The sequence below is a fragment of the Streptomyces tatrensis genome (assembly GCF_049310065.1).
Classification (GTDB): Bacteria; Actinomycetota; Actinomycetes; order Streptomycetales; family Streptomycetaceae; genus Streptomyces.
Map to the genome: position 1 here is coordinate 733,021 of NZ_JBMDLB010000007.1, position 26,652 is coordinate 759,672.

The 26,652-nt window shown below is 70.6% G+C and carries 27 protein-coding genes; 16 read left to right on the plus strand and 11 right to left on the minus strand.

Features of this window, described 5'->3' with window-relative positions:
- On the minus strand, positions 1 to 903 hold the full coding sequence (locus ACODT5_RS06970; RefSeq protein ID WP_422518302.1) for a universal stress protein: 903 nt from the start codon (positions 901 to 903) through the stop codon (positions 1 to 3).
- Between the two features lie 273 nt (positions 904 to 1,176).
- On the opposite strand from ACODT5_RS06970, the gene ACODT5_RS06975 reads away from it, so the two are divergent.
- From ACODT5_RS06975 to ACODT5_RS06985, 3 genes are all read left to right on the plus strand, one after another.
- The gene (locus ACODT5_RS06975) at positions 1,177 to 1,800 is read left to right on the plus strand and encodes a CBS domain-containing protein (RefSeq protein ID WP_422518303.1); all 624 of its coding nucleotides are present in this window, start codon (positions 1,177 to 1,179) and stop codon (positions 1,798 to 1,800) included.
- A gap of 36 nt (positions 1,801 to 1,836) precedes the next feature.
- Positions 1,837 to 2,709, plus strand: a complete 873-nt coding sequence (locus ACODT5_RS06980; protein ID WP_422518304.1) for a universal stress protein — start codon at positions 1,837 to 1,839, stop codon at positions 2,707 to 2,709.
- 94 nt (positions 2,710 to 2,803) lie between these two features.
- Complete coding sequence (locus ACODT5_RS06985; RefSeq protein WP_422518305.1) at positions 2,804 to 3,679, plus strand: universal stress protein; 876 nt, start codon at positions 2,804 to 2,806, stop codon at positions 3,677 to 3,679.
- Positions 3,680 to 3,789: 110 nt separating this feature from the next.
- Here ACODT5_RS06985 and ACODT5_RS06990 read toward each other — a convergent pair whose 3' ends face one another.
- The 4 genes from ACODT5_RS06990 to ACODT5_RS07005 form a co-directional block, all read right to left on the minus strand.
- Positions 3,790 to 6,189 carry a glycoside hydrolase family 65 protein gene (locus tag ACODT5_RS06990; RefSeq protein ID WP_422518306.1) on the minus strand — a complete coding sequence of 800 codons (2,400 nt, stop codon included), beginning with the start codon at positions 6,187 to 6,189 and terminating at the stop codon, positions 3,790 to 3,792.
- Positions 6,186 to 6,941 (minus strand): HAD family hydrolase, encoded by a 756-nt coding sequence (locus ACODT5_RS06995; RefSeq protein WP_422518307.1) that lies wholly within the window; start codon positions 6,939 to 6,941, stop codon positions 6,186 to 6,188. Before ACODT5_RS06995 ends, ACODT5_RS06990 begins: the two co-directional genes overlap by 4 nt.
- Positions 6,938 to 7,618, minus strand: a complete 681-nt coding sequence (locus ACODT5_RS07000; protein WP_422518308.1) for a helix-turn-helix domain-containing protein — start codon at positions 7,616 to 7,618, stop codon at positions 6,938 to 6,940. Before ACODT5_RS07000 ends, ACODT5_RS06995 begins: the two co-directional genes overlap by 4 nt.
- A gap of 109 nt (positions 7,619 to 7,727) precedes the next feature.
- Entirely contained in the window at positions 7,728 to 8,294 is a 567-nt protein-coding gene (locus ACODT5_RS07005) for a DUF1003 domain-containing protein (RefSeq protein WP_422518309.1), read from the minus strand.
- 288 nt (positions 8,295 to 8,582) lie between these two features.
- On the opposite strand from ACODT5_RS07005, the gene ACODT5_RS07010 reads away from it, so the two are divergent.
- The 3 genes from ACODT5_RS07010 (at position 8,583) to ACODT5_RS07020 (ending at position 12,282) form a co-directional block, all read left to right on the plus strand.
- Positions 8,583 to 10,946: a phosphoketolase family protein gene (locus tag ACODT5_RS07010; RefSeq protein WP_422518310.1), complete on the plus strand. Its 2,364-nt coding sequence runs from the start codon at positions 8,583 to 8,585 to the stop codon at positions 10,944 to 10,946.
- 117 nt (positions 10,947 to 11,063) lie between these two features.
- Positions 11,064 to 11,549, plus strand: coding sequence for a Crp/Fnr family transcriptional regulator (locus ACODT5_RS07015; RefSeq protein WP_422518311.1), 486 nt, complete (start codon positions 11,064 to 11,066; stop codon positions 11,547 to 11,549).
- A gap of 43 nt (positions 11,550 to 11,592) precedes the next feature.
- Positions 11,593 to 12,282: a response regulator transcription factor gene (locus tag ACODT5_RS07020; RefSeq protein WP_327251446.1), complete on the plus strand. Its 690-nt coding sequence runs from the start codon at positions 11,593 to 11,595 to the stop codon at positions 12,280 to 12,282.
- Positions 12,283 to 12,291: 9 nt separating this feature from the next.
- Here ACODT5_RS07020 and ACODT5_RS07025 read toward each other — a convergent pair whose 3' ends face one another.
- Together ACODT5_RS07025 and ACODT5_RS07030 are read right to left on the minus strand one after the other, a co-directional pair.
- Positions 12,292 to 14,007: a sensor histidine kinase gene (locus tag ACODT5_RS07025; protein WP_422518312.1), complete on the minus strand. Its 1,716-nt coding sequence runs from the start codon at positions 14,005 to 14,007 to the stop codon at positions 12,292 to 12,294.
- Between the two features lie 154 nt (positions 14,008 to 14,161).
- Positions 14,162 to 15,070: a universal stress protein gene (locus tag ACODT5_RS07030; protein WP_422518313.1), complete on the minus strand. Its 909-nt coding sequence runs from the start codon at positions 15,068 to 15,070 to the stop codon at positions 14,162 to 14,164.
- A gap of 267 nt (positions 15,071 to 15,337) precedes the next feature.
- Between ACODT5_RS07030 and ACODT5_RS07035 the strand changes: the two genes are divergently transcribed.
- Entirely contained in the window at positions 15,338 to 15,967 is a 630-nt protein-coding gene (locus ACODT5_RS07035) for a CBS domain-containing protein (RefSeq protein ID WP_422518314.1), read from the plus strand.
- Between the two features lie 160 nt (positions 15,968 to 16,127).
- Positions 16,128 to 16,991 carry a slipin family protein gene (locus ACODT5_RS07040; RefSeq protein ID WP_422518315.1) on the plus strand — a complete coding sequence of 288 codons (864 nt, stop codon included), beginning with the start codon at positions 16,128 to 16,130 and terminating at the stop codon, positions 16,989 to 16,991.
- 72 nt (positions 16,992 to 17,063) lie between these two features.
- Here the strand turns inward: ACODT5_RS07040 and ACODT5_RS07045 are convergent, their stop codons facing one another.
- From ACODT5_RS07045 to ACODT5_RS07055, 3 genes are all read right to left on the minus strand, one after another.
- Positions 17,064 to 17,213, minus strand: a complete 150-nt coding sequence (locus ACODT5_RS07045; protein WP_422518316.1) for a hypothetical protein — start codon at positions 17,211 to 17,213, stop codon at positions 17,064 to 17,066.
- Positions 17,210 to 17,566, minus strand: coding sequence for a flavodoxin domain-containing protein (locus ACODT5_RS07050; protein WP_422518317.1), 357 nt, complete (start codon positions 17,564 to 17,566; stop codon positions 17,210 to 17,212). Before ACODT5_RS07050 ends, ACODT5_RS07045 begins: the two co-directional genes overlap by 4 nt.
- A gap of 253 nt (positions 17,567 to 17,819) precedes the next feature.
- Positions 17,820 to 18,908, minus strand: a complete 1,089-nt coding sequence (locus ACODT5_RS07055; protein WP_422518318.1) for a zinc-dependent alcohol dehydrogenase family protein — start codon at positions 18,906 to 18,908, stop codon at positions 17,820 to 17,822.
- Between the two features lie 231 nt (positions 18,909 to 19,139).
- On the opposite strand from ACODT5_RS07055, the gene ACODT5_RS07060 reads away from it, so the two are divergent.
- Positions 19,140 to 19,850, plus strand: coding sequence for a CBS domain-containing protein (locus ACODT5_RS07060; RefSeq protein ID WP_422518319.1), 711 nt, complete (start codon positions 19,140 to 19,142; stop codon positions 19,848 to 19,850).
- 143 nt (positions 19,851 to 19,993) lie between these two features.
- Positions 19,994 to 20,584, plus strand: coding sequence for a DUF5994 family protein (locus ACODT5_RS07065; protein WP_422518320.1), 591 nt, complete (start codon positions 19,994 to 19,996; stop codon positions 20,582 to 20,584).
- A gap of 439 nt (positions 20,585 to 21,023) precedes the next feature.
- Here the strand turns inward: ACODT5_RS07065 and ACODT5_RS07070 are convergent, their stop codons facing one another.
- Positions 21,024 to 21,989 carry a pirin family protein gene (locus ACODT5_RS07070; RefSeq protein ID WP_422518321.1) on the minus strand — a complete coding sequence of 322 codons (966 nt, stop codon included), beginning with the start codon at positions 21,987 to 21,989 and terminating at the stop codon, positions 21,024 to 21,026.
- Between the two features lie 171 nt (positions 21,990 to 22,160).
- Here ACODT5_RS07070 and ACODT5_RS07075 point away from each other — a divergent pair, with 171 nt between their 5' ends.
- The 6 genes from ACODT5_RS07075 to ACODT5_RS07100 all read left to right on the plus strand — a co-directional run bounded on the left by ACODT5_RS07075 (position 22,161) and on the right by ACODT5_RS07100 (position 26,624).
- Positions 22,161 to 22,535, plus strand: a complete 375-nt coding sequence (locus tag ACODT5_RS07075; RefSeq protein WP_422519577.1) for a tetratricopeptide repeat protein — start codon at positions 22,161 to 22,163, stop codon at positions 22,533 to 22,535.
- A 155-nt stretch (positions 22,536 to 22,690) separates the two neighbouring features.
- On the plus strand, positions 22,691 to 23,887 hold the full coding sequence (locus ACODT5_RS07080) for a methyltransferase (RefSeq protein WP_422519578.1): 1,197 nt from the start codon (positions 22,691 to 22,693) through the stop codon (positions 23,885 to 23,887).
- An 87-nt stretch (positions 23,888 to 23,974) separates the two neighbouring features.
- Positions 23,975 to 24,739, plus strand: a complete 765-nt coding sequence (locus ACODT5_RS07085) for a MerR family transcriptional regulator (protein ID WP_422518322.1) — start codon at positions 23,975 to 23,977, stop codon at positions 24,737 to 24,739.
- Between the two features lie 123 nt (positions 24,740 to 24,862).
- A complete protein-coding gene (locus ACODT5_RS07090) occupies positions 24,863 to 25,492 on the plus strand; it encodes a DUF6230 family protein (RefSeq protein WP_422518323.1) in 630 nt (209 codons plus the stop codon).
- On the plus strand, positions 25,483 to 25,971 hold the full coding sequence (locus tag ACODT5_RS07095; RefSeq protein ID WP_422518324.1) for a DUF6114 domain-containing protein: 489 nt from the start codon (positions 25,483 to 25,485) through the stop codon (positions 25,969 to 25,971). The genes ACODT5_RS07090 and ACODT5_RS07095 overlap by 10 nt, the downstream gene beginning before the upstream one ends.
- A complete protein-coding gene (locus tag ACODT5_RS07100; protein ID WP_422518325.1) occupies positions 25,968 to 26,624 on the plus strand; it encodes a hypothetical protein in 657 nt (218 codons plus the stop codon). Before ACODT5_RS07095 ends, ACODT5_RS07100 begins: the two co-directional genes overlap by 4 nt.
- Positions 26,625 to 26,652 lie beyond the last annotated feature (28 nt).

Sequence of the window (26,652 nt, forward strand, 5' to 3'; positions counted from 1 at the left end):
TCACGACTCGCTCCCCTGATCGTTGCCGTGCCGCGGGATGAGCAGCACGGGACAGCGCGCGTGGTGCAGGAGGCTGTGGGTCACGTGCCCCAGCGTCCGGCCGATGTAGCCCGGCGAGCGCCTCCCGCCGACGACCAACAGGTCCGCGTCCTTCGAGGCCTCGGCCAGTACACCGGCCACCGAGAAGCTCTTCTCCAGGTCGGCGTGCACGGTCAGATCCGGGAATTCCTCGCGGATCAGGCCAGCCATTGCTGTCAGGCGCTCCGCGTGCCGGCCGCTGATCTCCTCGACGTCGTCGAGCATGCTCACGACGTTGCCGACAGATCCCAGCAGGTTCCATACGTGCAGCAGCCTCAGCGACGACTTGCGCAGCCCGGCTTCGCACGCGGCGTACCGGAGGCAGTCGAGGTCGTGTTCGTCGCGGACACCGGCCAGCACGCTGCCCGTCTCGACCCGCGGGTCCGTCCCCCGCACCACGGCCAAGGGGGTGGTGGCACTCGCGGCGGCCTTGAGTCCGACGGAGCCGAGCATCAGCGAGGCGAACCCGCCGAGACCGCGGTTGCCGACGACGATCGTGTCGTGGACGCCGGCGGCCCGGTGGAGGCTGGGTACGGGTGCGCTGCGACTGAACTCCGTGGTGACGTGCAGATCGGGATGGAGTTCCGCTACGGTCGCGGCGGTGTCATCGAGTAGTTCGCGGCCCGCTGCACGGACCCGTTCAAGGGTTTCCACCGATGCGTACACGGCTCTGCTGTCCGTGTCGGCGGCGTGGAGGATGTGCAGGGTGCTCCCCCGCCGTGCTGCTTCGGCCGCGGCCCACAGGACTGCCCCGCGTGCGGGGTCCGACCCGTCGACGCCGACGATGACCGTCCCGAGTTCCGGACCGGCAGTGATGCCTTCCATGGTTTCTCCTGATCGAGGGCCATCGTGCTTGCCCTCTCACGCTGGCATCGCGGGCGCGTGGCCGGCGAGGGCCATAGGGGCCAGGGCAAGGGCCGACTGGTCCCTCCCCGGCTCCGGGAACCTGCATAAGCCTCCGCAGACGGACCCGGTCGGCCCTCGTACAGGACCGTTCGGCCCTCGATACGGGCGTCGGCCGGGCGGATGGTGGCCCTGTACGGGTGGTGCACACCAACCCCCTGCGCCCCTGCATGACGACGTACAGGAGGTCCGCTCGTGAAGCACACCCAGGTCGGCGAGGTGATGACGGCAGATGTCGACTCGGTGGACCGTTCGGCGACGTTCAGGGAGATCGCCAAGCTCCTCACCGACTACGACATCACCGGGCTGCCCGTCGTGGACGAGGACGACCGGGTGGTCGGCGTCGTCTCCGAGAGCGATCTGCTCGCCCGCAAGGCCCTGACGGCCGCGGACATCATGTCGGCTCCCGGTGTCACGGTCCACGCTCAGGAGAGCGTCTCGGAGGCCGGGCAGCTCATGACGCGCCTGGGCCTGCAACGCCTTCTGGTCACCGACGAGCAAGAACGTCTCATCGGCATCGTCACCCGGCGTGACCTCCTGCGCGTCTTCCTGCGCCCCGATGCCGAGATACGGCGGCAGGTGAGCGAGGACGTGCTGTCCGACACCATCGAGGCGCCCACCGGGGCGGTGGACATCCACGTCCTGGACGGTGTCGTGACCCTCGCGGGCCGACTGGAACGGCAGAGCCAGATCCCCCTCGCTCTGCGACTCACCGCACGACTGGACGGCGTCGTCGCCGTGGTGGACGAGCTCACCGCCCGTACGGACGACTCCCGTCTGATCCCGCCGGAGCGCGGAGCGCAACCCATCACCTGGTGACCGCGGAACACCCCGCACAGTCTGGAGGCCACCGTCATGAACCACCACGTAACCGTCGGCGTCGACGGCACCCCCCAGAGCCTCTCCGCAGCCCGCTGGGCAGCCCGCGAGGCCACGCTTCGGCAGGCCCCTCTGCGGATCGTCCACGCCGAGGACTGGTACTCCGGCACGCTGATACCCGAGCTGGACCCCGGGACACGCGACCGGTGGGCCGACGAGGTCCTTGGCTCTGCCACCGACGAGCTGAAGCAGGCGTATCCCCGCCTGGAGATCTCCACGCGTCGCCTCTCGGGCAGGCCTTCCGCGGCTCTGGCGGCAGAGGCCGAGAGCGCCGGCCTCCTGGTCCTCGGCTCCCGCGGGCTGGGCAGTGTGGTGGGCTTCATCGTCGGCTCCGTGAGCCTGTCCACCCTCACGGCCACCGAGACACCTGTCGTCCTCGTACGGGCGGAGGAGGACGACAGGGAGAGCGCGGCCCGCACCCCGTACGGCGAGATCGTCGTGGGCGTCGACATCCACCAATCCTGCGACAGGGTCCTGGCCTTCGCCTTCGAGGAAGCCTCACGCCGCGACTGCGCGTTGCGGGCGGTGCACGGCTGGAAGCTCCCTCCCGCGTCCGGCTACTCGCCCGTCCTCAATCCCTCGGTCGCGCGCGAGGTCGACCGCACCGTCGCCCAGATGCTCGACGACATGCTCATGCCGTGGCGGCTGAAGTTCCCGGACGTGCGACTCGAGGAGAGGACGTTCATCGGATCGGCGGGACGGGAGCTCGTCCAGGCCACCACGGGCGCGGACCTCGTCGTCATCGGACGCCGCATCCGCCGCTCCCCCATGGGCACGCACCTCGGCCCGATCGCCCACGCCGTGCTTCACCACACGGCCGCGCCGGTCGCCGTACTCGCTCACGACTGACCGCCTGGCTTCATCGCGCCGTGCTGCGCGTCACGGCCCAGCAGCGCTCATGACGGACGAGTAACTCACACGTCAACTGAGGGAGATGGGAACCATGGCCAACCTTGTGACCGCCGGCCTCGACGGCTCGCGCGAAAGTGTCGCGGCGGCCCGATGGGCCGCGCACGAAGCCGACCTCCGCGGGGTGCCCCTGGCCCTGGTCCACGTCGAGGAGTGGCTGGAACGGCCCCCTCTCGCCGTCGCGACCACCGAGGTCCAGCGCCAGTGGGCCGAGGGACTGTTGCGCGAGGCCTCCGAGGAGATCAAGCGGCTGTATCCGGATCTGGAGATCACCTCCCGCCGGCTGTCGGGGATCCCGGCCACGGCCCTGGCCCACGCGGCCGCCTCTTCGGACATCCTGGTGCTGGGTTCCCGAGGGCTCGGCGGCATCGCCGGATTCATCCTCGGGTCCATCGGCGCCGGCACCATCGCCGCGGCCGATCAGCCGGTCGTCCTCGTCAGAGCGCCGCACGGTGAGGCGACGCCTGCCGAGGGATCCGGTACCGACGGCCCGATCGTTGCGGGAGTGGACATCGGGCGCCCGTGTGACGCGCTCCTCTCCTTCGCCTTCGACGAGGCAGCCCGCCGCGGATGCGCCCTGCGGGTGCTCCATGCCTGGGCACCACCGCCGATCATCGGCTACGGCCCCTTTCTCGACCCCGGCGCCCAGGAGGAGATCGGGCAGGGGATCGCCACGGCCGTGGACGAGATGGTCCGCCCCTGGTGCGAAAAGCACCCCTCGGTGGCAGTCACTCCCGAGGTGCGCATGGGCCAGTCCGCGATCCAGCTCGTGGACGCCTCCAAAGGTGCCGCGCTCGTCGTCGTCGGCAGGCGCATCCGACGGTCCGCCTACGGCACCCACATCGGCGCGATCGCGCACGCGGTCCTGCACCACGCCACCTCGCCCGTCGCCGTCATCGCCCACGAGTGAACGCACCCGCGTTCCCCTGGACGGTCAGGTGCGCGCGGGCTTACGGGTACGCCGCCCAAGGCAGCGCAGTCCGTCGGTGGCCCGGGGAGATCTCCGCGAAGGCGGCGGGTCTAGTCCACGGGAAGCCGGAACCAATGCTCGTCTCCGGCCGCCACCACGACGGCCTGTTCGCCCGGCAGCATGAGGGCCAGAGGACCGTGGCGGGATTCCGGCACGGTGATGCCGAACCTGCCGTGGAGCAGTCGGACACGGACACCGCGGTGCCCCCGGTGGCAGAGCGTGAAGGAGACGGGCTCGATCTCCCGTAGGGGGACGGGATCGATGTACAGGCCTTCGGGGCCGGTCTCCAGGCCCGTGACTCCGCGCTCCGCGAGGTCGAGGGTGCCGGCCATGGCTCCCAGGTGGATCCCCTCGCCGGTGGTCCCGCCCTGGATGTCCGTGACGTCGCCGAGGAGTGCCTCCTCGCAGTACTTCCAGGCGTCCGGATCCTTCTGGCGGGCCAGCACCCACCCGTGGACGAGGCTGCTGAGCGTCGATCCGTGGCTGGTGCGCGGCAGGTAGTACGCGACGGTCGCGCGCCACACCGCATCGTCGAGCCGGTAGCCGAGCCGGGCGAACAGGCCGTACAGCTCGGCGGACCGGAAGAGGTAACCGAGCATGATCACATCGGCCTGCTTCGACGCCTGGTAGCGGTTGACCGTATCCCCTTCGGCTTCCAGGATCCGGTCGAGCCGGCGCACGTCGCCGTACCGGGCACGGTAGGCCGCCCAGTCCAGCTCGGCCAGGTCTCCGTATCCCTCGAACTGGCTGATGACGCCCCGGTGGAACGGGACGTACAGGCGGCGGGACACCTCTTCCCAGTGCTCCAGCGCGCCGCGGTCCAGGGCGAGCCGCTCGGTCAGTTCCGTCCGTCGTGCGGGAGGCAGTTCGTCGAGCAGTTCGAGCCCCTGGTGGATCACCCAGGCGGCCATCACGTTGGTGTAGGCGTTGTCGTCGATTCCGGGTTCCGCGGCCGCGGGATAGGCGTCGTGGTACTCGTCCGGGCCCAGCACACCGCGGATGCGGTAGCGCCCCCGGTGCGCGTCGTAGACGGCGGCGCCAGCCCAGAAGCGGGCGATCTCCAGCAGGAGTTCCGCGCCGGGGCCGTGCAGGAAGCCGGTGTCCCCGGTGGCCCGCCCGTAACGGCAGACGTTCAGGGCTATGGCGGAGCCGACATGGCGCTGCAGGTGTGAGTGGTCGGGAAGCCAGCGGCCCGAGCGGGGATTGAGGTGCAGGGCCTGGCTCTCCTCCTGTCCCGAACTTCCGCTCTGCCAGGGGAACATCGCTCCGCTCTGTCCTGCCAGCCGGGCAGCATCGCGGGCGGCCGGCAGCCGTCGGTGGCGGTACATGAGCAGGGCCCGCGCCACTTCGGGGAAGTGCAGCGTGATGTAGGGCAGGACGAAGAGTTCGTCCCAGAAGACGTGGCCCCGGTAGGCCTCACCGTGCAGGCCTCGCGCGGGGACACCCACGTCCAGCTCGGCGGTGTGCGGGGAGAGCGTCTGCAGTACATGGAAGAGATGGAGGCGCAGGGTCCGGCCCGTCTCCCCCGACACGGTCAACTCGCCTTGCTCCCAGAGCCGTTCCCAGGCCGAGCGCTGTGCCGTGAGCAGGGCCGGGAATCCGGGTGCCCGCGAAGCGTGTTCGATCGCGCGCGGCAGGAGGTCTCCGGCCGGCCTGTCGAGGGAGGTGTACAGGGCCGCGGTCTTCACCACCGTCGCGGACCGTCTGGGAGCCACGGGCAGTCTGTACGTCTGCACCGTCCCGGCCGCGGTGTGGCTCGTCATGACGGGTGCGCGAGGTCGGGTGACCGTCCTGACGGCAAGGCCGATTTCGGTGCGGGAGGAGGTGGTCCGGCAGGCGATCCACGCGACGCCGTGCGGCGCGAAGCCCGTCCGATGGTCCGTGAGGTGGTGGCCGTCGAGCCCGCTGTAGCGCTCCACTCCCGCGTTGGCCACGTCTCCGTCCAGCCCTGATTCCACTTCGATCAGGCCGCTCCATCCGTACGCGTGGAAGGTGGTCCGCTGGGCCGCGAGGTAGGGGTCTCCCATGTGCACGACGCGGACGTGGGTGACGCCGAGGCGGCGGCCGCGGCCGTCCTGGAAGAGCATGTGCCGGGTGAGCGTCCCTCGGCGCAGGTCGAGCACCACCTCGTAGTGCAGCATCCCGGGATCGTCGGGAGTCAGCCAGTCTCCCGGGAGTCCGCCGTCGGCGATGCAGCGGTACCACAGCGCCGTCCAGTTCGGCAGGTTGACCATGTCCTCGTTGTCGACCTGCTGTCCGACCACCTGCGAGGTGAGCCGGTTGGAGCAGCCGGCGGCGTACGTGGCGGGATAGTGCACGGGGCCCGCCGGGGTCTCGGGGGCCGCACCGCGCGTGGCGAACCTTCCGTTGCCCAGTGTGCACAGGGCTTCGACCAGGCGCTCCGTTCGGGGGTCGTAGTGGTCGTACTCCCAGGTCCACGAGGCGGTCACGGTCGTGCCCCGCAGACGAGGCCGGCGACCGTGAGGAGTTCGGCGGCGACCAGGTCCGCCCCGCGTTCCCGTAGTGCCCGTGCCGTGTCGGGGTTCTCCGTCCGGTCGAGGCCGATGACGAGGCCGAAGTTGCCGCGTCGGCCTGCTTCGACACCTGCGAGGGCGTCTTCCACCACCGCACAGCGGGCGGGGTCCGTCCCGAGCCGTACGGCCGCTTCGAGGAACAGAGCGGGGTCCGGCTTGCCCGCGAGCCCCAGGTCGGCAGCGTCCGTACCGTCCACCACAGCGTCGAAGCAGCCCAGAAGGGAGGCTGATCCGAGAAGCGACCGGGCATGCCGGGAGGCCGATACGGCGGCACAGCACACGCCGTGCGCCCGCAGCCGGGCGAGCGCCGGAGCGACGTCGGTGAAGGCATGGACGGCCCCGGACCGCAGCGTGCTGACGAACGCCGCCTCCTTGCGCGCGGCCACCGCCCAGACCGTGTCGTCGCCCGGTGCGCTGTCGGGGCTGCCGGTCGGCAGGTGGATGCCACGGGAGTTCAGGAAGGAACTCGCCCCGTCCAGCCGGGGCTTGCCGTCGACCCACTGGCGGTACTCACGGTCCGCGTCGAAGGGAGGCTGCCGCCCGTGCCCGGACGTGGCCCAGGCGTCCAGACAGCTGTCGAAGGCAGTCTTCCAGGCCGCGGCGTGCAGCCGCGCCGAGTCGAGCAGTACCCCGTCCGTGTCGAACACGACGGCGTGCGGGGCGTTCACCCGGGTCCCACACGACGGCCGGTCATCCTGGTGGGGGTAATGGACATCCAGTGCGTGCGGGGTCCGCCGGCCCAGGGGAGCGAGCGGGCGACCGAATACAGGTGGCTGACCCGCTCCCCGTCCGTGACACCGGACACCTCGCCGACGGCCATGACGCTCCAGCCCTCTCGCATCACGTCGTCGATGTGGTCCACCTCGAAGGCGACCTCGGTCCCGGATGCCTCGGCGAGCCGCGAGTCGGCCGCCGTGCGGAACGCGATCTCGTTTCCCACGACGACATAGTTGACGGGGAAGACGGCGAGTCCTTCCATGCCGGAGAAACCGACCCGGCCGATGCCGTGGGTGGAGAGCAGGCGGAGGCACTCGGCCTCGCTCAACGCCCTCGACTCGGAACCGCGCATCGCGGTCCCCATGCCGGGGGGACTGTCGGTCGTTCTCCCGGTCAGCTCGGCAACGGTGGTCCCCAGCCCGTCCGCGAGACCCACGAGCATGCCCATGCTGGGCGCCGCCGCCCGCTCCTCCACGTAGGCGATGTACGACGCGGCAGCCCCGCAGCGCTCCCCGAGTTCTTCACGCGTGAGTCCCAGCTCTTCGCGGCGGGCGCTCACGCGTCGTCCGAGGTCACCACGGGCAGCCGGAACCTTGATCGGCGACGCATCTGCTGTGGTCTCTCCCATGATCGTCACACCCTTGTTGTTCGAAGCCGGTACAGGAACTTGGCGACGCGCTGGGCGTCAACCTCAGGCTGTACCCGCTACCGGTGCACGCACAGGGCCGGACGGTCCCCTACCGGAGCCTGTCGAGCCCATGCGGCCCTCTCCCCGGGGTGTGACGGTGGAGGCCGGTTTCCCCTGCCGGAGGGAGGCCTGTCATGTCCGAGGCAGCTTCGATTCCGCCCCGCACACCACCTACCTGGTCCACGGGGAGGAAACCGTTGCGGAAACCCTCAGGACCGCTGTCCGCTTCCGGAACCAGTCGGCGGTGAAGTTCCGTGGTCATCGCGTGGATGGCACGGGTCAGTTCCGTATTGGTCTTGAGTTCCAGCTCCTGCTCGACGAAATCGTGGTCGGCCTTCGCCTGCTGGAACGCTGCCTGCCGGTTCTGTCCGATCATCACGAACGTCGACAGGAAGATCGCCTCCAGGGAGACGACGAGCGTCAGCATCGGCCAGGGATTCGCCTCCACGAACAGCATCCAGAGGGCGAAGCCGATCGCGTGGAGATAGACGAACGGCATGGAGCCGGCGAACTTCGTGATCGCGTCAGCGATGCGCGACTGGACACCGGCGGCCTGACTCGTGCGGTGTGCGACGACAACCGGATGGTGCCGCGCCTCGTCCTCGGTTGCGTTCACCTGCCTGCCTCCTCGGGACGAGCACCCGTGACACGGCTCTGTGTCCCGCATCGTCTCAAAACCATCGCCCCTTCTCGGCGTACCGCCAGAGCCCGCCGTCGGGCCGGGGCGACGTGACCCGGCAGAGACCCAGCCGCCCACACTTCACCCCCCGCCGGCGGCACAGAAGGGGCCGACCGGCCCCATGTGGGGGCCGCTCCTGCCCTTCCCGCCTCCGGCCCCGTAGGAGCACGGTTCACGCATCGGCTCAACCGGCGCATGCCCCGCCTGCGGTTCGAAGGAGCGCTCATGACCACCACGTACCGGATCCCGGAGCTGGACGCGCACTGGCGTGCCGCGAACTACCTGGCCGTCGGCCAGATCTACCTCATGGACAACCCGCTGCTCGCCGAGCCGCTGCGGGCTGAGCACATCAAGCCGCGGCTGCTCGGCCACTGGGGCACCGCCCCCGGCCTGAACCTCGTCCACACCCACCTGAACCGGGTGGTCAAGGAGCGTTCCCTGGAGGCCCTGTGCGTATGGGGACCCGGCCACGGCGGGGCGGCCGTCCTCGCCAACTCCTGGCTGGAGGGCACGTACAGCGAGACCTATCCGGACATCGGCCGGGACGCGGACGGGATGCGCAGGCTGTTCCGCCAGTTCTCCTTCCCCGGCGGCGTGCCGAGTCACGTCGCGCCGGAAACGCCGGGCTCCGTCCACGAGGGCGGTGAGCTCGGCTACTCGCTGGCCCACGCGTACGGGGCCGCCTTCGACCATCCCGGCCTGCTGGTGGCCTGCGTCATCGGCGACGGCGAGGCGGAGACGGGGCCGCTGGCCGCCTCCTGGCACTCGAACAAGTTCCTGGACCCGGTCCACGACGGCGCCGTCCTGCCGATCCTGCACCTCAACGGATACAAGATCGCCAATCCGACCGTACTGTCGCGGATACCGGAGCAGGAGCTCGACGCGCTGCTGCGCGGCTACGGGCACGAGCCCCTCTACGTCTCCGGCAGCGACCCCGCCCTCGTCCACCCGGCCATGGCCGGAGCCATGGACCGGGCCCTCGACCGTATCCACGCCATCCAGCGGGAAGCGCGGGCCGCGGGCACGGATCCGGGTGCCGAGCGTGCACCCTGGCCGATGATCGTTCTGCGGACCCCCAAGGGCTGGACGGGTCCCGCGGCCGTCGACGGGCACCCCGTCGAGGGCACCTGGCGCGCGCACCAGGTGCCGCTCGCAGGGGTGCGCGAGAACCCCGAACACCTGAGGCAGTTGGAGAGCTGGATGCGTTCCTACCGGCCGGAGGAGCTCTTCGACGCCGAGGGGCGCCCCGTCTCCTCCGTACTGGCCTGCGTACCGAAGGGTTCTCGCCGCCTGGGCGCGAGCCCGTACGCCAACGGCGGCAGGCTGCTGCGCTCGCTCCCGCTCCCCGCCCTCGATGCGTGGGCCGTCCCCGTGGAGAAGCCCGGAAGCACCCTGCGCGAGCCGACCCGCGTCCTGGGCCGCTACCTCGCGCAGGTCATGAGGGACACCGCCGGACGGCGAAACTTCCGGGTCGTGGGGCCGGACGAGACGGCGAGCAACCACCTCGACGACCTGTACGACGTCACGGGCAAGGCCTGGCAGGACATGACGGAACCCACCGACCAGAACCTGTCCCGCGACGGCCGGGTCATGGAGATCCTCTCCGAGCACGTGTGCCAGGGCTGGCTGGAGGGGTACCTCCTCACCGGCCGCCACGGACTGTTCTCCACGTACGAGGCCTTCGCCCACATCGTGGACTCCATGGTCGGCCAGCACATCAAATGGCTCAAGAGCGCCCGCGAGCTGAGCTGGCGCGCGCCCGTCGCCTCACTCAACTACCTGCTCACCTCGCACGTCTGGCGCCAGGACAGCAACGGCTTCTCCCACCAGGACCCCGGATTCGTCGACCACGTCCTCAACAAGAGCCCCGAAGTCGTACGGGTCTACCTGCCGCCGGACGCCAACACCCTCCTCGCGGTGGCCGATCACGCGCTGCGCAGCCGTGACCAGGTGAACGTGATCGTCGCGGGCAAGCAGCCCTGCTTCGACTGGCTGCCCATCGGGGAGGCCCGCGCGCACGTGGCGCGCGGCGCCGGAGTCTGGGAGTGGGCGGGGACCGACCACGGCTCCCGCGAGCCGGACGTCGTGCTCGCCTGCGCCGGCGACGTGCCCACCACGGAGGTCCTGGCCGCCTCGGCCCTGCTCCGCGAGCGCCTCCCCTCGCTGGCAGTCCGGGTCGTCAACGTCGTCGACATCGCCCGGCTGATGCCCCACGAGGAACACCCGCACGGCATGACCGACACCGAGTACAACGCCCTCTTCACCACAGACCGGCCGGTGGTCTTCGCCTACCACGGCTATCCGTGGCTCATCCACCGTCTCGCCTACCGCCGGACCGGCCACCCGAACCTCCACGTCCGCGGGTACAAGGAGTCCGGGACCACGACCACCCCCTTCGACATGGTCGTACGCAACGACCTCGACCGGTACCGGCTCGTCATGGACGTCATCGACCGCGTCCCCGGACTCGCCGGTCGCGAGGCGGCCCTGCGCCAGAACATGTGCGACGAGCGGATCCGCCACCACGACTGGATCCGCGCCCATGGAACCGACCTGCCGGAGGTCGCCGACTGGTCCTGGCCCTACTGATCGTCCCGCCCGGGGCGGTACGGGTGGGCCGCCCGGGTCGGGGAAGGTACCGAACGGCCCTTCCCGGACGGGCCGCCGGCGGCGGAGGGTGGAGACGGACCCGAACGGAGAACCGCCATGAGCACCTCTTCCCCCCACCGGCTCACCTCCTCCCCCATCCGCTTCGACCACGCCCTCTCCCCGGAGCACTGCGGCAGTCTGCTGGCCCTGGCCCACGAGGCGAACTTCGACGCCGGCGCGCGACTGTTCAACCAGGGCGGGCACGCCGGCCGGTTCTGGGTCGTCCGGTCGGGCAGCGTCGGCATGGACGTGCACGTACCCGGCAGGCAGGCCGCGGTGGTCGAGACAGCCGGCCCGGGCGAGCTCGTCGGGTGGTCCTGGCTGTTCCGTCCCTACACCTGGCACTTCGGCGCCGAGGCCATGACGCCGGTGCGCACCGACGAGTTCGACGCCGCCGCCGTACGGGCGCTGATGGACTCCGATCCCGCACTCACCTCCGCAATGTGGCAATGGGTGGGGCAGGTGCTCGCCCACCGGCTCGTCTCCGCCCGGGTCCGGCTCCTCGACCTGTACGCACCCCACGGCAGCGGAAGCCTCATCTGAGACAATTGTCCCCAGACGTATCCGACCCGAGGGTGTGGCGTGGATGTCCGATGCACCAGCTGCCGCCCCGGCGCCCATCCGGGTGTTCCTCCTCGACGATCACGAGGTCGTCCGGCGCGGACTGCACGACCTGCTGGACTCCGAGCCGGACATCGAGGTGGTGGGTGAGGCGGCGACGGCCACGCAGGCCCTGGCCCGAGGGCCGGCACTGCGGCCCGACGTCGCGGTGCTCGACGTACGGCTGCCCGACAGCGACGGCATCAGCGTCTGCCGCGAGCTGCGCTCGCGCATGCCGGATCTCGCCTGCCTCATGCTGACGTCCTTCGACGACGAGGACGCCCTGCTCGACGCCATCATGGCGGGCGCGGCCGGGTACGTACTGAAGCAGATCAAGGGATCGGACCTGGTCGCCGCCATCCGTACGGTGGCGACGGGCCAGTCGATGCTCGACCCCGCGACAACGGCCCGTCTGATGAGTTCACTCCGGGACCCGACCGCCGGGAAGCCGCCCGGGGACAAGCGGCTGACGGTGCTCTCCGAGCGCGAGCGAGCCGTACTCGAACTGATCGGCGAGGGCCTCACCAACCGTCAGATCGGAAAAAGGCTCTTCCTGTCCGAGAAGACGGTCAAGAACCACATCTCACGGCTGCTCGCCAAGCTGGGCGTCGAACGCCGCGTGCAGGCCGCCGTCATCGCCGCCGAGGTGCGCGAGCACGACGAGACCGGCCGCTAAGGCCCGAACTCACCGGGTGGGTCCGATCGGGATCCGCCAGTCCAAACGGGTTCCACCACCATCCGGGCCCGGCGAGACGGACAGCCCTCCCCCGCGGGCCTCGGCGCGCTCCGCGAGGTTGCGCAGACCGCTCCGACGCCCACCGTCCGTGACACCCACACCGTCGTCACTCACTGTCACAGCCAGCACACCGTCCGAGAGGACGATCCCGACCTCCGCCCGCGCCGCTCCCGCATGGCGGGCCACGTTGGTCAGGGCCTCTCCGAGCACGGCCACCACGTCGTCGGCGACCGGCACCGGAACATCGGTGTCGATCAGCCCCTCCATCCGCAGGGCGGGCGCGAAACCGAGCAGCGCCGCCGCCTCGCCCACGGCCCGCACCGCACGGACCCGGAGTCTCGGGGTACTGCCAGCCCCTTCGTGGTCGCGGAGTCCGAAGATCGTCGACCGGATGATCTTGATCGTCTCGTCCAGGTCGTCGATCGACCGGCTCAGCCTCTCGGAAGCCTCCGGGTGCTCCACGAAGCGCTGGGCGCTCTGCAAGGTCATTCCCGTGGCGAAGAGCCGCTGGATCGCGAGATCGTGCAGATCCCGGGCGATCCGGTCGCGATCCGCCAACAGGCTCACCTGCTCACTGTCCCGGCGCCGGTCGGCCAGCTCCAGCGCGAGGGCCGCCTGCCCCGCGAAGCCGGGCAGGGGCGCGACCTCGGCCGCGGCGAAGGCCTGCCGCCCCGTACGCCGTGCCAGCATCAGCACTCCCCGCAGCTTCGCCCTCGTGCCCACCGTGACCGCCACGGCCGGCCCGAAGCCAGTCCACGTGTCCGGCTGCGCCGCGGCCCGGGCATCGGTGGCCATATCGGCCAAGGTGATCAGTCCGTCCCGTGCCAGGATGACGGCGGCCAGGATCCCCTCGCTGCCGGGCAGCACGATCCCGCGGTGCGCTTCGGCGCCCTCCCCCAGGGCCAGCGAGCCGCGCAGCTCGCCGCCGGGCCCCACCTGGTAGAAGACGCACATCTCGGCCGAGATGATGTCCCGGGCCCGCTCCAGCATGCCTTCCAGCACCTCGATCTCGGAGGAGCCGGACAGCAGCGCGCTCGTGAAATCGGAGCTGGCCGCCAGCCAGCGCTCCCGGAGCCGGACCTCCTCGTACAGACGGGCGTTGTCCACGGCGACGCCGGCGGCAACCGCGAGGGTGGACAAGACCCCCTCGTCCTCCGCGTCGAAGCCCTTCCCGCCCCGCTTCTCCGTCAGGTAGAGGTTGCCGAACACCTCGTCCCGGACCCGGATCGGCACGCCGAGGAAGGAACGCATCGGCGGGTGGTGCTCCGGAAACCCGGCGGAGGCCGCGTGCTCCGAGAGGTCTCCCAGGCGCAGTGGCCGCGGGTGCCTGATCAGCTCGCCCAGCAGTCCGTGTCCGGTGGGCAGGGCACCGATCCGCGCCCGGAGCTGGTCGCTGATGCCCACCGGGAGGAACTCGGCGAGTTGCTCGTCGTCCCCCACCACGCCCAGCGCACCGTACTCCGCGTCCACGAGGACCACTGCGGCCTCCACGATGCCGCGCAGCACCTGGGCCAGGTCCAGCCCCTGCCCCAGCGACATGACCGCCTCGAGCAGGCCCGTCAGCCGGTCACGGGTATCCCGCGCGTCAGTGATCTGCGCCTGGAGCGCGTCCAGCCTCGGCTGCGGAATCCGGCGCGCCGACGCATCTCCATCGACCCCGGCCATGGACACCTCCGGCGGCGTCGAAGAGCTCCGCTCAACCGCCCGGCCTTCAGCCTAGTCCTCCTGCGCCCGGCCTGCGGCCGTCTCGATCAGCATGCGGCGCTGGGCCTCCACAGCAGCCTTCTCGACCTGGGCGATGCCCTCGGAGCGATGTCCGTCATGCCGCGTCGCTCCCCCGCTCCCCATCGTGCCGTGGAACGAGCTCCACGGGGCAGTGCGCATGGTGCAGGAGACTGTGCGTCGTACGTCCCAGGGTGGGCCCGAAGTACCCGGGCGATCGCCGTCCTCCCATGACGAGCAGGTCCGCACGGCGCGATGCCTCGACCAGGACCGAAGCCACCGACACGCTCTTTTCCGCGTCGGTGTTCACCGTCAACGCGGGAAACTCCTCGCCTACGCGGTCGGCGACGGACTTCAGACCGCGGAGATGGCGGCCCGCGAACTCGTTGACGCCGTCGAGCATGGTGACGACGGTTCCGGCGTACTGGAGTACGTTCCACACGGTCAGCAGGTGCAGCGCTGCTTTGCGCAGCTCTGCTTCGCGGGCGGCATGTCGCGCGCATTCGAGGTCGTACTCGTCGCGAACCGCGGCCAGCACCACGCCGCTCTCGGCGAGGTCCTCGCCGCCGCGCACCACGATGACGGGGGTCGTGGCGGCTGCCGCGATCCTCAGACCGACCGAACCCAGCATCAGCGACTCGAAGCCGCCCAGCCCGCGGTGACCGACCACAGTCATGCCGCACTTCGCCCCCACTCGGCGCAGACCGGAGACGGGGTCCCGGCGGCTGTACTCCGTGGAGACGTGGAGGGTCGGGAACCGCTCAGAGACCGTAGCGGCCGTGAGCTCCAACAGGTCACGGCCCTCCATGTGCACGCGTTCGATGATCTCCGCCGACAGGTAGAAGACCCCGCCGGCGGTGTCTGCCGCGTAGAAGATGTGAAGGGTGCTGTTGCGTCGGGCTGCCTCTGCGGCGGCCCAGAGCGCCGCTGTCAGCGCGGTCTGTGATCCGTCGACACCGACGACGACCGAGCCGAGGTCCGGACGGTGCTGGGTGGAGCCTTCCATGGCTTCCTCCTCTGTCGAACAGCGGCGGGGGTCTCTTCACACTGCCACCCTGACCCGCGCGAGGAACGGGCCGCAGGGGTCAGTCAAGGGACCGAAGGTCCCTTGCCCGCTGCACACCGCCTCATCGACCCCTCACCGCTGGGGACCGGTCAGCCCTGGCACAGGACCCGTTCGGCCCTCGCCCTGCGGGCGGACGCGGCGGATGGTGGCTGGTGAGGGCGCTCCGCACGATGCGCTCACTGGCCGAAGCCGACAGGAGGGCCACAGATGAAGCACGCCAAGGTCGGCTTCCTGATGACCGACGAGGTCGTCTCGGTCCTCGGGAGGACTCCGTCCGCGGACGTGGCCGCGCTGCTCGTCGAACACGACATCAGCGGCATGCCGGTCCTGGACGCGGACGAGCGCGTCCTCGGGGTCATCTCGCGGACCGATCTGCTCGTCCAAGACCACCTCGCCGCTGAAGACTTGATGACCGCGCCGGCTGTCACGGTCCACGCCGAACAGACCGTCACCGAGGCCGCCCGCCTCATTACCCGACGCGGGGTGACGCGGCTGCCGGTCGTCGACGAGGAGGACCGCCTGGTCGGCATCGTGACGCGACGGGACCTGCTCCGCGTGTTTCTGCGCCCCGACCACGAGATCCGCCGCGTGCTCGTCGAGGAGGTGCTGGCGGACACGATGGGTATCGGTAGCGATGCCGTGAGCGTGGGTGTCGTGGACGGGGTCGTCACCTTGGACGGCCGACTGCCCAGGAGCAGCCAGATTCCCATCGCGCTCCGGCTCGCCGGACAGTTGGACGGTGTGGTCGCGGTCATCGACCGGCTCACGGCCCACTCCCACGACACCCACACCCGCACCGCTCCGCCGGACCGCAGCACCGCAGACGGTCGCCGCTGATGCAGGATGTGGACCGTTCGGCCCCTGCCCGCCCCACCCGCACCGCGCGAGCATGGAAACGAGGCAGGCTCGCCGCACCCGGTCACACCCGTACGGAGCCCTGCAGACGGACCCGGGCCATCCCCTTGCTCCGCCACCGCACTTCGTGAGGAGCACCTTCATGGAAGTCCTGATCTTCGCCCTGATCGCCCTGGCCGTGGTCGCCCTGATAGGGCTGACGATGGCCCTGAAGATCGTCAAGCAGTACGAGCAGGGCGTGCTGTTCCGCTTCGGCCGGCTCGTCGGGACCCGCGCGCCGGGCCTGCGGGTCATCGTGCCGTTCGCGGACGTCCTACACCGGGTGTCCCTGCGGATCGTCACCATGCCCATCCAGTCCCAGGGCATCATCACCCGGGACAACGTCAGCGTCGACGTCTCCGCGGTCGCCTACTTCCGCGTCGTCGACGCCGTGAAGTCGGTCATCGCCATCGAGAACGTGGGCGCGGCCATCAATCAGATCGCCCAGACCACCCTGCGCAAGGTCGTCGGCCAGCACACCCTCGACGAGACCCTCTCGGAGACCGACCGCATCAACCTCGACATCCGCGAGATCCTCGACGTCACCACCGCCGAATGGGGCGTGGAGGTCACCCTCGTCGAACTGAAGGACATCCAGCTGCCCGACAGCATGAAGCGCGCGATGGCCCGCCAGGCCGAGGCCGAACGGGAGAAGAGGGCCAAGATCATCAACGCGGAGGGCGAGTCGCTGGCCGCCGCTGCACTCGGCGACGCCTCCGACACCATGATGGCCCACCCCCTCGCCCTGCAACTGCGCAACCTGCAGAGCCTCGTGGAGATCGGCGTCGACAAGAACACCACCGTGGTCTTCCCCGCACCGCTCATGAGCACCATCGGCGAACTCGGCGCCTTCCTCGCCCGCGAGACCGCGGCCGCGACGCTCCAGACACCGCGCACGGCGGAGATCACCACGCCGCTCGCCAGCCCGTCCCCGCCGAACGGAGCGCGAGCGGTCAAGACCATGTGACCGAAAGTCGGCGCCGCCGCGCGGAGGACGTTCTCCGCACGGCGGCGCCGACTGCTGTGCTGTGGGGTGCGTTCAGTGAGTCGTCGCGAGTTCGGCGCCGATCCGGCGGGCCCAGGCGCGGATCCGCTCAGGATCGCGGAAGTCCCCGGCCCGGCCCTGGCGCACCAGGATCCGTGCGAGCAGACCGGGGGTCGTGTCCGTGATGCTGCCGCCGAACGTCACGTGCTCGCGGGCGCCGAGATCTCCATCGCCCGGGCCGCGTCCCGTACGGGTGTCAGGTTCCGCTGCTCGGCAGAACTGTCCACCGGACCACTGCTGAACAGCCACACCGGGCGGTGGCGCAGGTGTTCGCCGTTGCGTTCGGCGCAGCGACGGGCCCTGTTGTTCCAGCGGCCGGCGTACAGCGAACCGCCCAGGACCACGCCGTCGTAGCCGCGGACATCGTCCACGTCCTGGGCGGGCGCGACGACCACCTCGAAGCCGTCGTCGCGCAGTGACCTGCCGATCTCCTCCGCGATGCCGGCGGTCGCACCGTGCTTGCTGCCGTAGGCGACCAGTACCCGCTGTGTGCTCATGGGCCTGTCTCTCTTCCTGCATTCTCAGTACGGCAGGACGCGCCCCGACGGCATGCGCAGGTCAAGGGGCGAGGGGCGGTGCGGCCGTGGCCGGGGTGCCGAGATCTGGATCCGAGGCATGGTGGATCACCTCTTCGGGAGCGAGACCCGGAACAGGTCCGCACTCCAGAATCACCCGGTGGGAAGATCGCTTGGCAGGGCCGACAGGGACAGAGGAGGGGGCCGACCGGCCCCAGCGTCCGCACCGAACCCGTCACGCCCTCTGGACGCGCGACGGGTTCGATACGGCCAGGTCGTCGTGGCGCGGCCCGCCCAGCACGACCTTCAGCGCGCCCGTCTCACCGGCACGGGAGAACACTTCGTACGCCTCTTCCATCTGTCCCAGCTCGAAGCGATGGGTGATCAGCGACGAGGTCGGCAGCCGGCCGGCCGCCAGCATGCGCAGCAGCATCGGCGTGGAGGAGGTGTCCACGAGCCCGGTGGTGATGGTGACGTCTTTGATCCACAGGTCTTCGAGGTGCAGGGTCGCCGGCTTGCCGTGGACGCCGATGTTCGCGACCCGGCCGCCGGGGCGGACCATGCGGGTGCACATCTCGAAGGTTTCGGGCACGCCGACGGCCTCCATGACCACGTCCGCGCCGAGTCCGTCGGTCAGGTCGCCCACGAGCATTTCCGGTTCCTCGGCGGCGTTCACGACCGCGTCCGCCCCCAGCTCGCGCGCCGTCGCCAGCCGGGACGGCGCGAGATCGACGGCGATGACGCGGGCCGGCGAGTACAACCGTGCCGTGGCAATGGCCGCGAGTCCCACGGGACCGGCGCCGACCACGACGACGGTGTCCCCGGGCCGCACGTTGCCGTTCAGCACCCCCACCTCGTAGGAGGTGGGGAAGATGTCCGCGAGCAGGACGGCGTCGGCGCTGTCGACCGTGCTCGGCAGCGGGTGCACGGAAAGGTCGGCGAACGGCACGCGGACGTACTCGGCCTGCGTGCCGTCGATGGTGTGCCCGAGCACCCAGCCACCGCCCCCGCGGCACTGCCCGTAGCGGCTCTCGCGGCAGAACCGGCACCGGCCGCACGAGGAGATGCAGGAGACCAGGACCCGGTCGCCGGGGCGCACCGAACGGACGTCACCGCCACTCTCCACCACCGTGCCCACGGCCTCGTGACCGAGCACACGGCCTGGAGTCACCTCCGGCAGGTCACCCTTGACGATGTGCAGGTCCGTACCGCAGATGGTCACCGCGTCGACGCGCACGATCACGTCGGCGGGATCCTTGATCGCCGGATCCGGCACCTCCTGCCACGCGGTGCTTCCCGGTCCCTGGAAGACGAGTGCCTTCATGACGCCACCTCTTCATATCTCCCGCGCTCCGGCAAAGGTCACCTCAGGTTGTCCCCGCCGCCCGGTTCCCGGACAGGGCCGGACGGTCCCGCACCGGGGCCCGACAGGCCCCTCCGGCCCGTGCCGTGGAGGTGTGATGGTGGATGGAGGGTCTCTTTCACCGGGGGACGGCCGCCGATCTCCGGGACGGCCCCGGGAACCCTTCGCCTTCTCATTGAGGACCACCACGCCATGACCTCCAGTCCACGTCTCGTCCGCGACGTGATGACGAGAACCGTCGTCAGCGTCACGCCCCTCGCCGAGTTCAAGGAGATCGTCGCCGTCATGAAGCAGTGGCGAGTGACGGCAGTACCGGTCATCGAAGGCGGGGGCGAGGGCAATCGCGCGGCCAGGGTCATCGGCGTGGTCTCGGAAGCCGACCTGCTTCCGAAAGAGGAGTTCCGCGATCACGACGCCGGTCTCATCGAGCAGATGCGGCGGCTCGGTGACACGCTGAAGGCCGGCTCAACCCTGGCCAAGGACCTGATGACGGCTCCCGCCGTCACCGTTCGGCCCGACACCACCCTGGCCCAGGCGGCCCGGCTCATGGCGGAACGGAACATCAAACGACTACTGGTCGTCGACCCGGCCGGCACCCTCCAGGGCATCGTCAGTCGCACCGATCTGCTCAAGGTGTTCCTGCGCCCGGACAGTGAACTCGCGGACGAGATACGGCGCGAGGTGGTCGGCCGACTGTTCCCCCTTGCACAGCACAGGGTGCGGGTCGACGTCCACCACGGCGTAGTCACCCTCTCCGGCGGCATCCTCGACGCATCACTCATTCCGGTGGCAGCACGTCTCGCACGCGCCGTGAAAGGCGTGGTCGACGTCAACTGCGCGCTGACCACGTCGGTCGCGCAGACGGCCGGGGCGCAAACGCTCCGCCTCAGCGAAAGTACCTGATCAGAACCCCTTTCGATCTCCGCACCAGCGTAGAATGGAGCTACCGGGAGTATTTCGCGCATCGGATGCAACTCAGGTGTCATTTCCGGCGATCAATACGCCGGACCGTCGAACTGCGGGCGGCCCGGGGACAGGTCTCCACCATGACCGTCATCCTTGAACGCACCGCACCTGCCACGCCACCCGCGCCTTCCGCTGCCGCGCCTCCTCGCCCCGCTCGCCTCGTGCTCACGCCAAAGACCACCCTCGCCGGGCAGCTGGACGGCGCCTGGTGGCCCCGCTCCCGTGACCTCGCAGCCGAACTCCCCGTTCTCGTCGCCGCCTTGGCAGAGCGCTGGGGGCGCATCACCCGCGTCACCGTGAACCCCACCCGCTGGCCCGTCATCCCGCACAAGGTGCCCGTCGCCGGACACACCCTGCACGTGGGCTGGTTCACCGAACAGGACCCCGACAAGCTGGTCCTGTTCTCCTACACCGTCGGCCGCTGGGACCTCCTCGTCGTACCGCCCCAGACCGCACCCGCCGCCGCGGCCCGCCTGATGGCCGCCGCCGCCGTCCCCGGCAGCGTCCTGACCTGCCGCGCGCTGATCGCCGCCGAAGGAGTCATCGGCCGAAGGCCCGACCTCCGGAACCGGGAAGACGCCTGGGAGAGCGAAGGCGGGGCGCGCGCATCCGACATCGGCTCCCTCGCCAGGCTGCCGGTCGGACCGCTGTCCGCCGGCGCCTGGTGGTGAGCGCTTCCATGCCTGGCCGGTGTGGAGGAGGGCGTGCGGGATCCGCGCGCGCGTCGGGGTAGAGAGGAGGCCACGAGTTCGCCCCGGGGCGTCCGTGTGGCCAGGTCGAGTATGTCTTCGCTTGGCACCACCATGAGGCGAAACCTCGGACGACTACGCTCCGTACAACCTGGCGCGCCGAGCCGAGGACGCGGGCCAGGACTCCTTCGCGACCCCCGGAAGCCACCAAGACATCTGACGGATGGTCACATAAGTCAGCATTAGGTCAGCATTGATCCGGGCAAAGCTGACCCCAGCTGGTCACACATGGGAACCGGCGGGAGCCCCGAAGAGGACCTCCCGGGACCTCGCCGCTCCCTCCGGCGGAACGATCTCCGCCGGAGCCTCCCCCTCTCACCAGCCAATCCCGACCGATCGAGCTGATCCATAAACACACAGGTCAGCGTACGCGTCCACGCGCTTTCAGCGGCACCGGCGGGAGCCCGGGAGCCGGGATCGGAGGGCCGTCGTAGCCCTTCACTTCGCCGTAGCGGGAGCCTTCCATCCAGTCCTTGCGGGCTTGTACGACCTCCTCGTTGGAGCGCCCGATCCAGTTCCAGAACATCACGATCTCCTCCTCGAACGGCTCGCCGCCCAGCAGCATCAGGCCGGCGTCCGAGACCGCGCGCAGGGGGAGGTCCGTGCGGCCGCAGCCGAGGTAGAGCATGGCGCCCGGGAGGACCGGGACGCCGTCCACGTGGGCTTCGCCCGACATCGACAGGACCGCGTACTCGAAGTCCGGGTTCAGCGGGAGCCTGGTCTCCGTGCCCGCCGCCAGGGCCAGGTCCGCGCCGACGATCGGGCTGTACGCGGTTCCGGGCGAGGTCGCCGAGTCCAGGGTGCCCAGGATGACCGTCGCGGTCAGGCCCGGGGCGCTGACCTGCGGGAGGTCCGCATGGTGCTGGAAGTGCGGGTCCACGTCGCGGTGCGCGTCCGGGAGGGCCACCCACAGCTGCGCGCCGTGCAGGAAGCGGGCGTGCGGGCGCGGGCTCTCCTCCGAGTGGCTGATGCCCCGGCCGGAGGTCATCAGGCCGAGCTCGCGCGGGCGGATCGTCGCCAGGCTGCCGACGCTGTCGCGGTGCAGGACCTCGCCCTCGTGGAGCCAGCTGACCGTCTGGAGCCCCGAATGGGGGTGCGGGGCCACCGCCATGCCGGGCTCGTCGGCGATGTCGTCCGGGCCGTAGTGGTCGACGAAGCACCAGGCGCCGACCATGCGGCGGCCCAGGTTCGGCAGGAGCCGGCGGACCTCGGTGGACTCGCCGAGTTTGACGGTGCGCGGGCTCAGGAGCTCGCGCACGGGCTCGGCGACGACGAACCCGCGGCCGCCGCAGGTGGAGAGAGCGGGCTGGCGATCGAGATTGCTCATACCGCACAACTTAGCCCCGGCGCCGCCGCCGAGGTCATGGGAATGTGCGTACGGATCCACGTGTTGAGCAGGCGGACCGAATGACGGGCCGGGGAGCGGGCAGAGCTCGGCTCGGTAGGGCACCTGTATGGCGGAAGGGATCCGATGGACCTGAGCAGCGCGATGGACGTGATGGGCGCGGCGGGCGCGATCGACGCGAAGCAGGGCTACCTGGAGCACGGGACCGCCGCCGAGCGCTGGGACCGCGGCCGGCTCTTCTTCGAGGCGAAGGAGTACGCGAACGCCGCCCGCGTCCTGCACGGCGTGGCGGCCGAGGCCCCCGAGCTGCTGGCTCCGCGGCTGCTGCTGGCCCGCGCCTACTACCACTCCGCCCAGCTCTCCAAGGCCGAGCGCGAGCTCCGTGCCCTTCTGGAGCGCTGGCCCGTGGAGGACTACGCGCAGCTGATGCTCGGGCGGACCCTGGAGCGTCAGGGCCGGGCCGCCGAGGCGGCTCCGTACCTGCGGATCGCCGCCGCGATGGCCGGGGACTTCCCGGAGCAGCGGTAGCGCAGAGGCCCTGGCGCGGAGCGCTGCCCACCGGGTCCGGACCGCGTCCGGACCCGGGCTGTCGCATGGCCGGGTGCCGCTTCGCCCACTCTCCCGGCCCCGCCCGTGCGGGACCGGGCCTGTCCCTCGGTTAGCCTGGGGGCAATATGAACCGTCTGACCACGCCCTTCGGCTCCTACGAGCTCGCCCGCTTCCCCGAGGACCCGCGCGACCGGCTCTTCGCATGGGACGCCGCCGACGAGTACCTGCTGCGCCACCTCGAGTCCGGTACGGGTGAACGCGGCCCGGTGGATCTGGCCGGCGCCGGGCAGATCACCGTGATCGGTGACCGCTGGGGAGCGCTGACGACGGCGCTGGCCGCGCACCACCCCACCCAGATCACCGACTCCAGCCTGACCCGCTCCGCCACCGCGGCCAATCTGGACCGCAACGGCATCGGGACCGCCAAGAGCACCGTGACGCTCCTGACGACGCAGGACGCGCCGCCGGAGCGGATCGACGTGCTCCTGGTGCGGGTACCGAAGAGCCTGGCGCTGCTGGAGGACATGCTCTACCGCCTGGCCCCGCACGTGCACGCGGGCACCGTGGTCGTCGGCACCGGCATGGTGAAGGAGATCCACACCTCCACCCTGCGGCTCTTCGAGAAGATCCTCGGTCCGACGAAGACCTCGCTGGCCGAGAAGAAGGCCCGGCTGATCTTCTGCACGCCCGGGAACCCCGGAGCCGCGCATCCCCGGACCGACGGCCCGTGGCCGGTGACGTACACCGTCGACCAGGACGCCGGGTCGGGCTCCGGTCTGTCCGTGGTCAACCACGCCGGGATCTTCTGCGCGGACCGCCTCGACGTCGGCACCCGCTTCTTCCTGCAGAGCATTCCGACCAACACCGACGGGGCCCGCGTCGTCGACCTGGGCTGCGGCAACGGCATCGTCGGCACGGCGGTCGCGGTGGCCGACCCGGAGGCCGAGGTCGTCTTCACGGACGAGTCGTACCAGGCGGTGGCCTCGGCCGAGGCCACGTACCGCGCCAACATCCAAGGACGCCTGGACCGCGCCGAGTTCATCGTCGGGGACGGCGTCTCGATGCTGCCGCCCGGTTCGGTGGACCTGGTGCTCTGCAATCCGCCCTTCCACTCCCACCAGGCGACGACCGACGCGACGGCGCTGCGGATGTTCGCGCAGTCGCGCAAGGTGCTGCGGCCGGGCGGCGAGCTGTGGGTGGTGGCCAACCGTCACATGGGGTACCACACCCACCTGCGCCGCCTCTTCGGCAACAGCGAAGTCGCCGCGAGCGAGCCGAAGTTCGTCGTCCTGCGGGCGGTCAAGCGGCGCGAGCAGCCCCGCGGCGCGTGACCTGCCGGTACACCCTGTGCGGCGATCTTCCGACCGCCGTGCGCTAACTCGCCGGTAGGCCCGTCGCCGCGTCCTACACTCGGCCGCGTGAGCAGTCAGGTGGATCAGGACGCGGCCGTCGGCGGGCACTACCGCCGGGACGAACTGGCCCGCGCGGCCGGGGTCAAGGTGCGCAACCTGCGCTACTACCAGGAGCGCGGGCTCCTCCCGCCGCCACGCCGGGAGGGGCGGATCGCCTGGTACTCCGACGACCACCTCACCCGACTGCGGCTGATCAACGACCTGTTGGGGCGCGGCTACACCGTCAACGGCATAGCCGAGCTGCTGGCGGCCTGGGAACAGGGCGGCGGGCTGTCCCAACTGCTGGGCCTGGAGCGGGAGATGACCCGCGACTGGGAGCAGGAGGAGCCGGTCGTGATGTCGCGCGGCGAGCTGCGGAAGCTGTTCGGCCCGACCGCCTCCCCCGAGGACACCCGGCGGGCAGCCGAGCTGGGGTACGTGACGATCGACGGGGACCTGGTGACGCACCGCAGCCGGCGGCTGCTGGAGGCGACGGTGACGCTGGTGCGGGCGGGGGTTCCGCTCGCGGAGGTCCTGGACGCGGGTGACTTCGTACAGACGCAGGCGGCCGCGGTCGCGGACCGGTTCGTCGCGCTGTTCAGCGCGCACGTGATCGGAGCGGAGGGGCTGGAGCAGCTTTCGGCCACGCGCCTGCGGCACATCACCGAGGCGGTGTCGGCGCTGCGTCCGCTGGCCGGCGAGGTCGTGGCCGCCGAGTTCGCCCGGGCCATGGCGCGGCGCGTGGACGCCGAGGTCGCCGAGCTGCTGCACACGGAGCCTCCCGGGGCGTGACCGGCGAGTAGGACTCGGCCGAAAAGGTACGCCCGAGCAACCTTGCCAACCCCCATTGGCACTCTTACATTCAACTCGTCGGTAACAAACAACGGTGCACAGCCGAACATAAGGGACGATCTCATGGCAGATTCCCCGAAGTTATCCGAGAGGGCCGACAATGCGGGCAGAGTCCGCTGGCGGCGGTTCGCCGTACTGACCGTCCCCGCCGTCGCCGTGACCGCCGGCCTCGGAATCGCCCTCGCGCAAGGCGCGCTCGCCGCCTCATTCGCCGTCTCGGGCCAGCAGTTCAAGGTGTCGGCGAAGAGCCTGGAGGGCGAGGGCTTCGCCCAGTACGGCAGCGTGGACGTGAACGCCCGCGAGGAGCTCATCCCGGTGGCGGTCACCGCCATCAGGGAGGCCAAGCTCCACAGCCTCTGCCAGTCCGTGGTGACCACCCTCCCGATCATCGGGGACATCTCGCTCAACCTCACCGCCGGCCAGAAGGCCCCCGTCGAGGCGAGCAACCTCTTCGTGGACGCCACCCAGCTCTCCGGCGACGCGGTCTTCACCAACATCGAGATCGGCCGTGACGCCTCCACCCTGGACAAGGGGCCGGCGGACGCGGTGGGCATGCAGGACCTGTTCGCCCAGCAGGCCGACACCGTCAGCATCACCGATCTCCACCAGACGGCGTGGGCCACCAACGCGGGCACCTTCAAGCTCTCCGGGCTGAACATGAACATCAGCAAGGGCAAGAAGGAATGCTTCTGAGCCGCTGGCGGCGCTGGCGGCAGGGCCGGCCCTTCTGGGGCGGGCTGTTCGCCATCCTGGCCGGGGCCGAGATCTGCGCCCTGCCGCTCGCGCCCCTGAAGATCATGCTCCAGCAGGGGGTCGCGGGGATCCCGTCGGTCCTGATGGGCATCGTCATGATCGTGCTCGGCCTCACCGCCTGGTTCTCCCCGCCCCAGCGGGCCCTGGCCGGCGTCCTCACCACCCTCATCGCCACGGCCGCGCTGGTCCTGTCGAACCTCGGCGGGTTCCTGATCGGCACCCTGCTCGGCATCCTCGGCGGCGGCCTCATGTTCGCCTGGCAGCCGTACGCCGCCCCGCGCCCCGGCGCCGCACGGGACCCGGAGGCATCCGCGCCCGGGGCCCTCACGGACCCGCCCCTCCTGGCCCCGCCCCTCACGACACCGCCCCCCACACCCGCTCCCTCACAGCACCACGATCCCCAAGGAGCACAGCCATGAGCCGTACGCGCACCACCACGCTCGCGCTCGCCGCGGCCGCCGCGGCCGGAGCCATGTCCCTCGCCCCGGTCTCCGCCACCGCCCTGCCCTTACCCCTGGCCGGGTCGACCACCGTCACCCCGGCCGGGCACGCCTTCAAGGCCACCCTCAGCGGGAAGGCCACCCTCAAAGCCGGTTCCGTCACCGTCACTTGTACGGTCTCGGTGTCCACCGGCGCGGTGCCGGCCGCCCCCGGCAACAACAACCCGGCGGGGCCCGTCTCCTCCCCGATCTCCCCGCCCACGTACAGCTCCTGCACCTCGAGCATGTGGGGCGTGACCCCCACGGTCACCACCAGCGGCGCCTGGTCGGTGTCGATGCAGAACGGCTCCCCCATCACCGCCACCATGACCGTGCCCACGGGCGGGCTCGTCGTCCAGACCAGCGGCCTCGCCTCCTGCACCGTCACCGCCGCCCCCTCCGGAGCGGCGAGCGTTCCCGGGACCTGGACGAACGGCGCCCCGCCGAGCCTGACCTTCGCCAACGCCTCGGTGCCGGTCACCGTCACCGGCGGCTTCGGCTGCCCGACGAGCGCGACGGCGTCCACCTTCAACGCCGTCTACAAGGTCACCGACACCACCAACCCCGCACAGCAGATCACCGTCGCACCCTGACACCCCCCGTACGCGGGGAGGCCCGCCG

Coding starts and splice junctions, on each gene's coding strand:
- ACODT5_RS06985 (WP_422518305.1), top strand. CDS start 2,804: ATGGCCAACCTTGTGACCGCCGGCCTCGACGGCTCGCGCGAAAGTGTC.
- ACODT5_RS07050 (WP_422518317.1), bottom strand. CDS start 17,566: ATGAGCACACAGCGGGTACTGGTCGCCTACGGCAGCAAGCACGGTGCG.
- ACODT5_RS07040 (WP_422518315.1), top strand. CDS start 16,128: ATGGAAGTCCTGATCTTCGCCCTGATCGCCCTGGCCGTGGTCGCCCTG.
- ACODT5_RS07030 (WP_422518313.1), bottom strand. CDS start 15,070: ATGGAAGGCTCCACCCAGCACCGTCCGGACCTCGGCTCGGTCGTCGTC.
- ACODT5_RS07065 (WP_422518320.1), top strand. CDS start 19,994: ATGACCGTCATCCTTGAACGCACCGCACCTGCCACGCCACCCGCGCCT.
- ACODT5_RS07075 (WP_422519577.1), top strand. CDS start 22,161: ATGGGCGCGGCGGGCGCGATCGACGCGAAGCAGGGCTACCTGGAGCAC.
- ACODT5_RS07035 (WP_422518314.1), top strand. CDS start 15,338: ATGAAGCACGCCAAGGTCGGCTTCCTGATGACCGACGAGGTCGTCTCG.
- ACODT5_RS07015 (WP_422518311.1), top strand. CDS start 11,064: ATGAGCACCTCTTCCCCCCACCGGCTCACCTCCTCCCCCATCCGCTTC.
- ACODT5_RS06970 (WP_422518302.1), bottom strand. CDS start 903: ATGGAAGGCATCACTGCCGGTCCGGAACTCGGGACGGTCATCGTCGGC.
- ACODT5_RS07100 (WP_422518325.1), top strand. CDS start 25,968: ATGAGCCGTACGCGCACCACCACGCTCGCGCTCGCCGCGGCCGCCGCG.
- ACODT5_RS07095 (WP_422518324.1), top strand. CDS start 25,483: ATGCTTCTGAGCCGCTGGCGGCGCTGGCGGCAGGGCCGGCCCTTCTGG.
- ACODT5_RS07055 (WP_422518318.1), bottom strand. CDS start 18,908: ATGAAGGCACTCGTCTTCCAGGGACCGGGAAGCACCGCGTGGCAGGAG.
- ACODT5_RS07020 (WP_327251446.1), top strand. CDS start 11,593: ATGTCCGATGCACCAGCTGCCGCCCCGGCGCCCATCCGGGTGTTCCTC.
- ACODT5_RS07070 (WP_422518321.1), bottom strand. CDS start 21,989: ATGAGCAATCTCGATCGCCAGCCCGCTCTCTCCACCTGCGGCGGCCGC.
- ACODT5_RS07025 (WP_422518312.1), bottom strand. CDS start 14,007: ATGGCCGGGGTCGATGGAGATGCGTCGGCGCGCCGGATTCCGCAGCCG.
- ACODT5_RS07010 (WP_422518310.1), top strand. CDS start 8,583: ATGACCACCACGTACCGGATCCCGGAGCTGGACGCGCACTGGCGTGCC.
- ACODT5_RS07060 (WP_422518319.1), top strand. CDS start 19,140: ATGACCTCCAGTCCACGTCTCGTCCGCGACGTGATGACGAGAACCGTC.
- ACODT5_RS07090 (WP_422518323.1), top strand. CDS start 24,863: ATGGCAGATTCCCCGAAGTTATCCGAGAGGGCCGACAATGCGGGCAGA.
- ACODT5_RS06980 (WP_422518304.1), top strand. CDS start 1,837: ATGAACCACCACGTAACCGTCGGCGTCGACGGCACCCCCCAGAGCCTC.
- ACODT5_RS07000 (WP_422518308.1), bottom strand. CDS start 7,618: ATGGGAGAGACCACAGCAGATGCGTCGCCGATCAAGGTTCCGGCTGCC.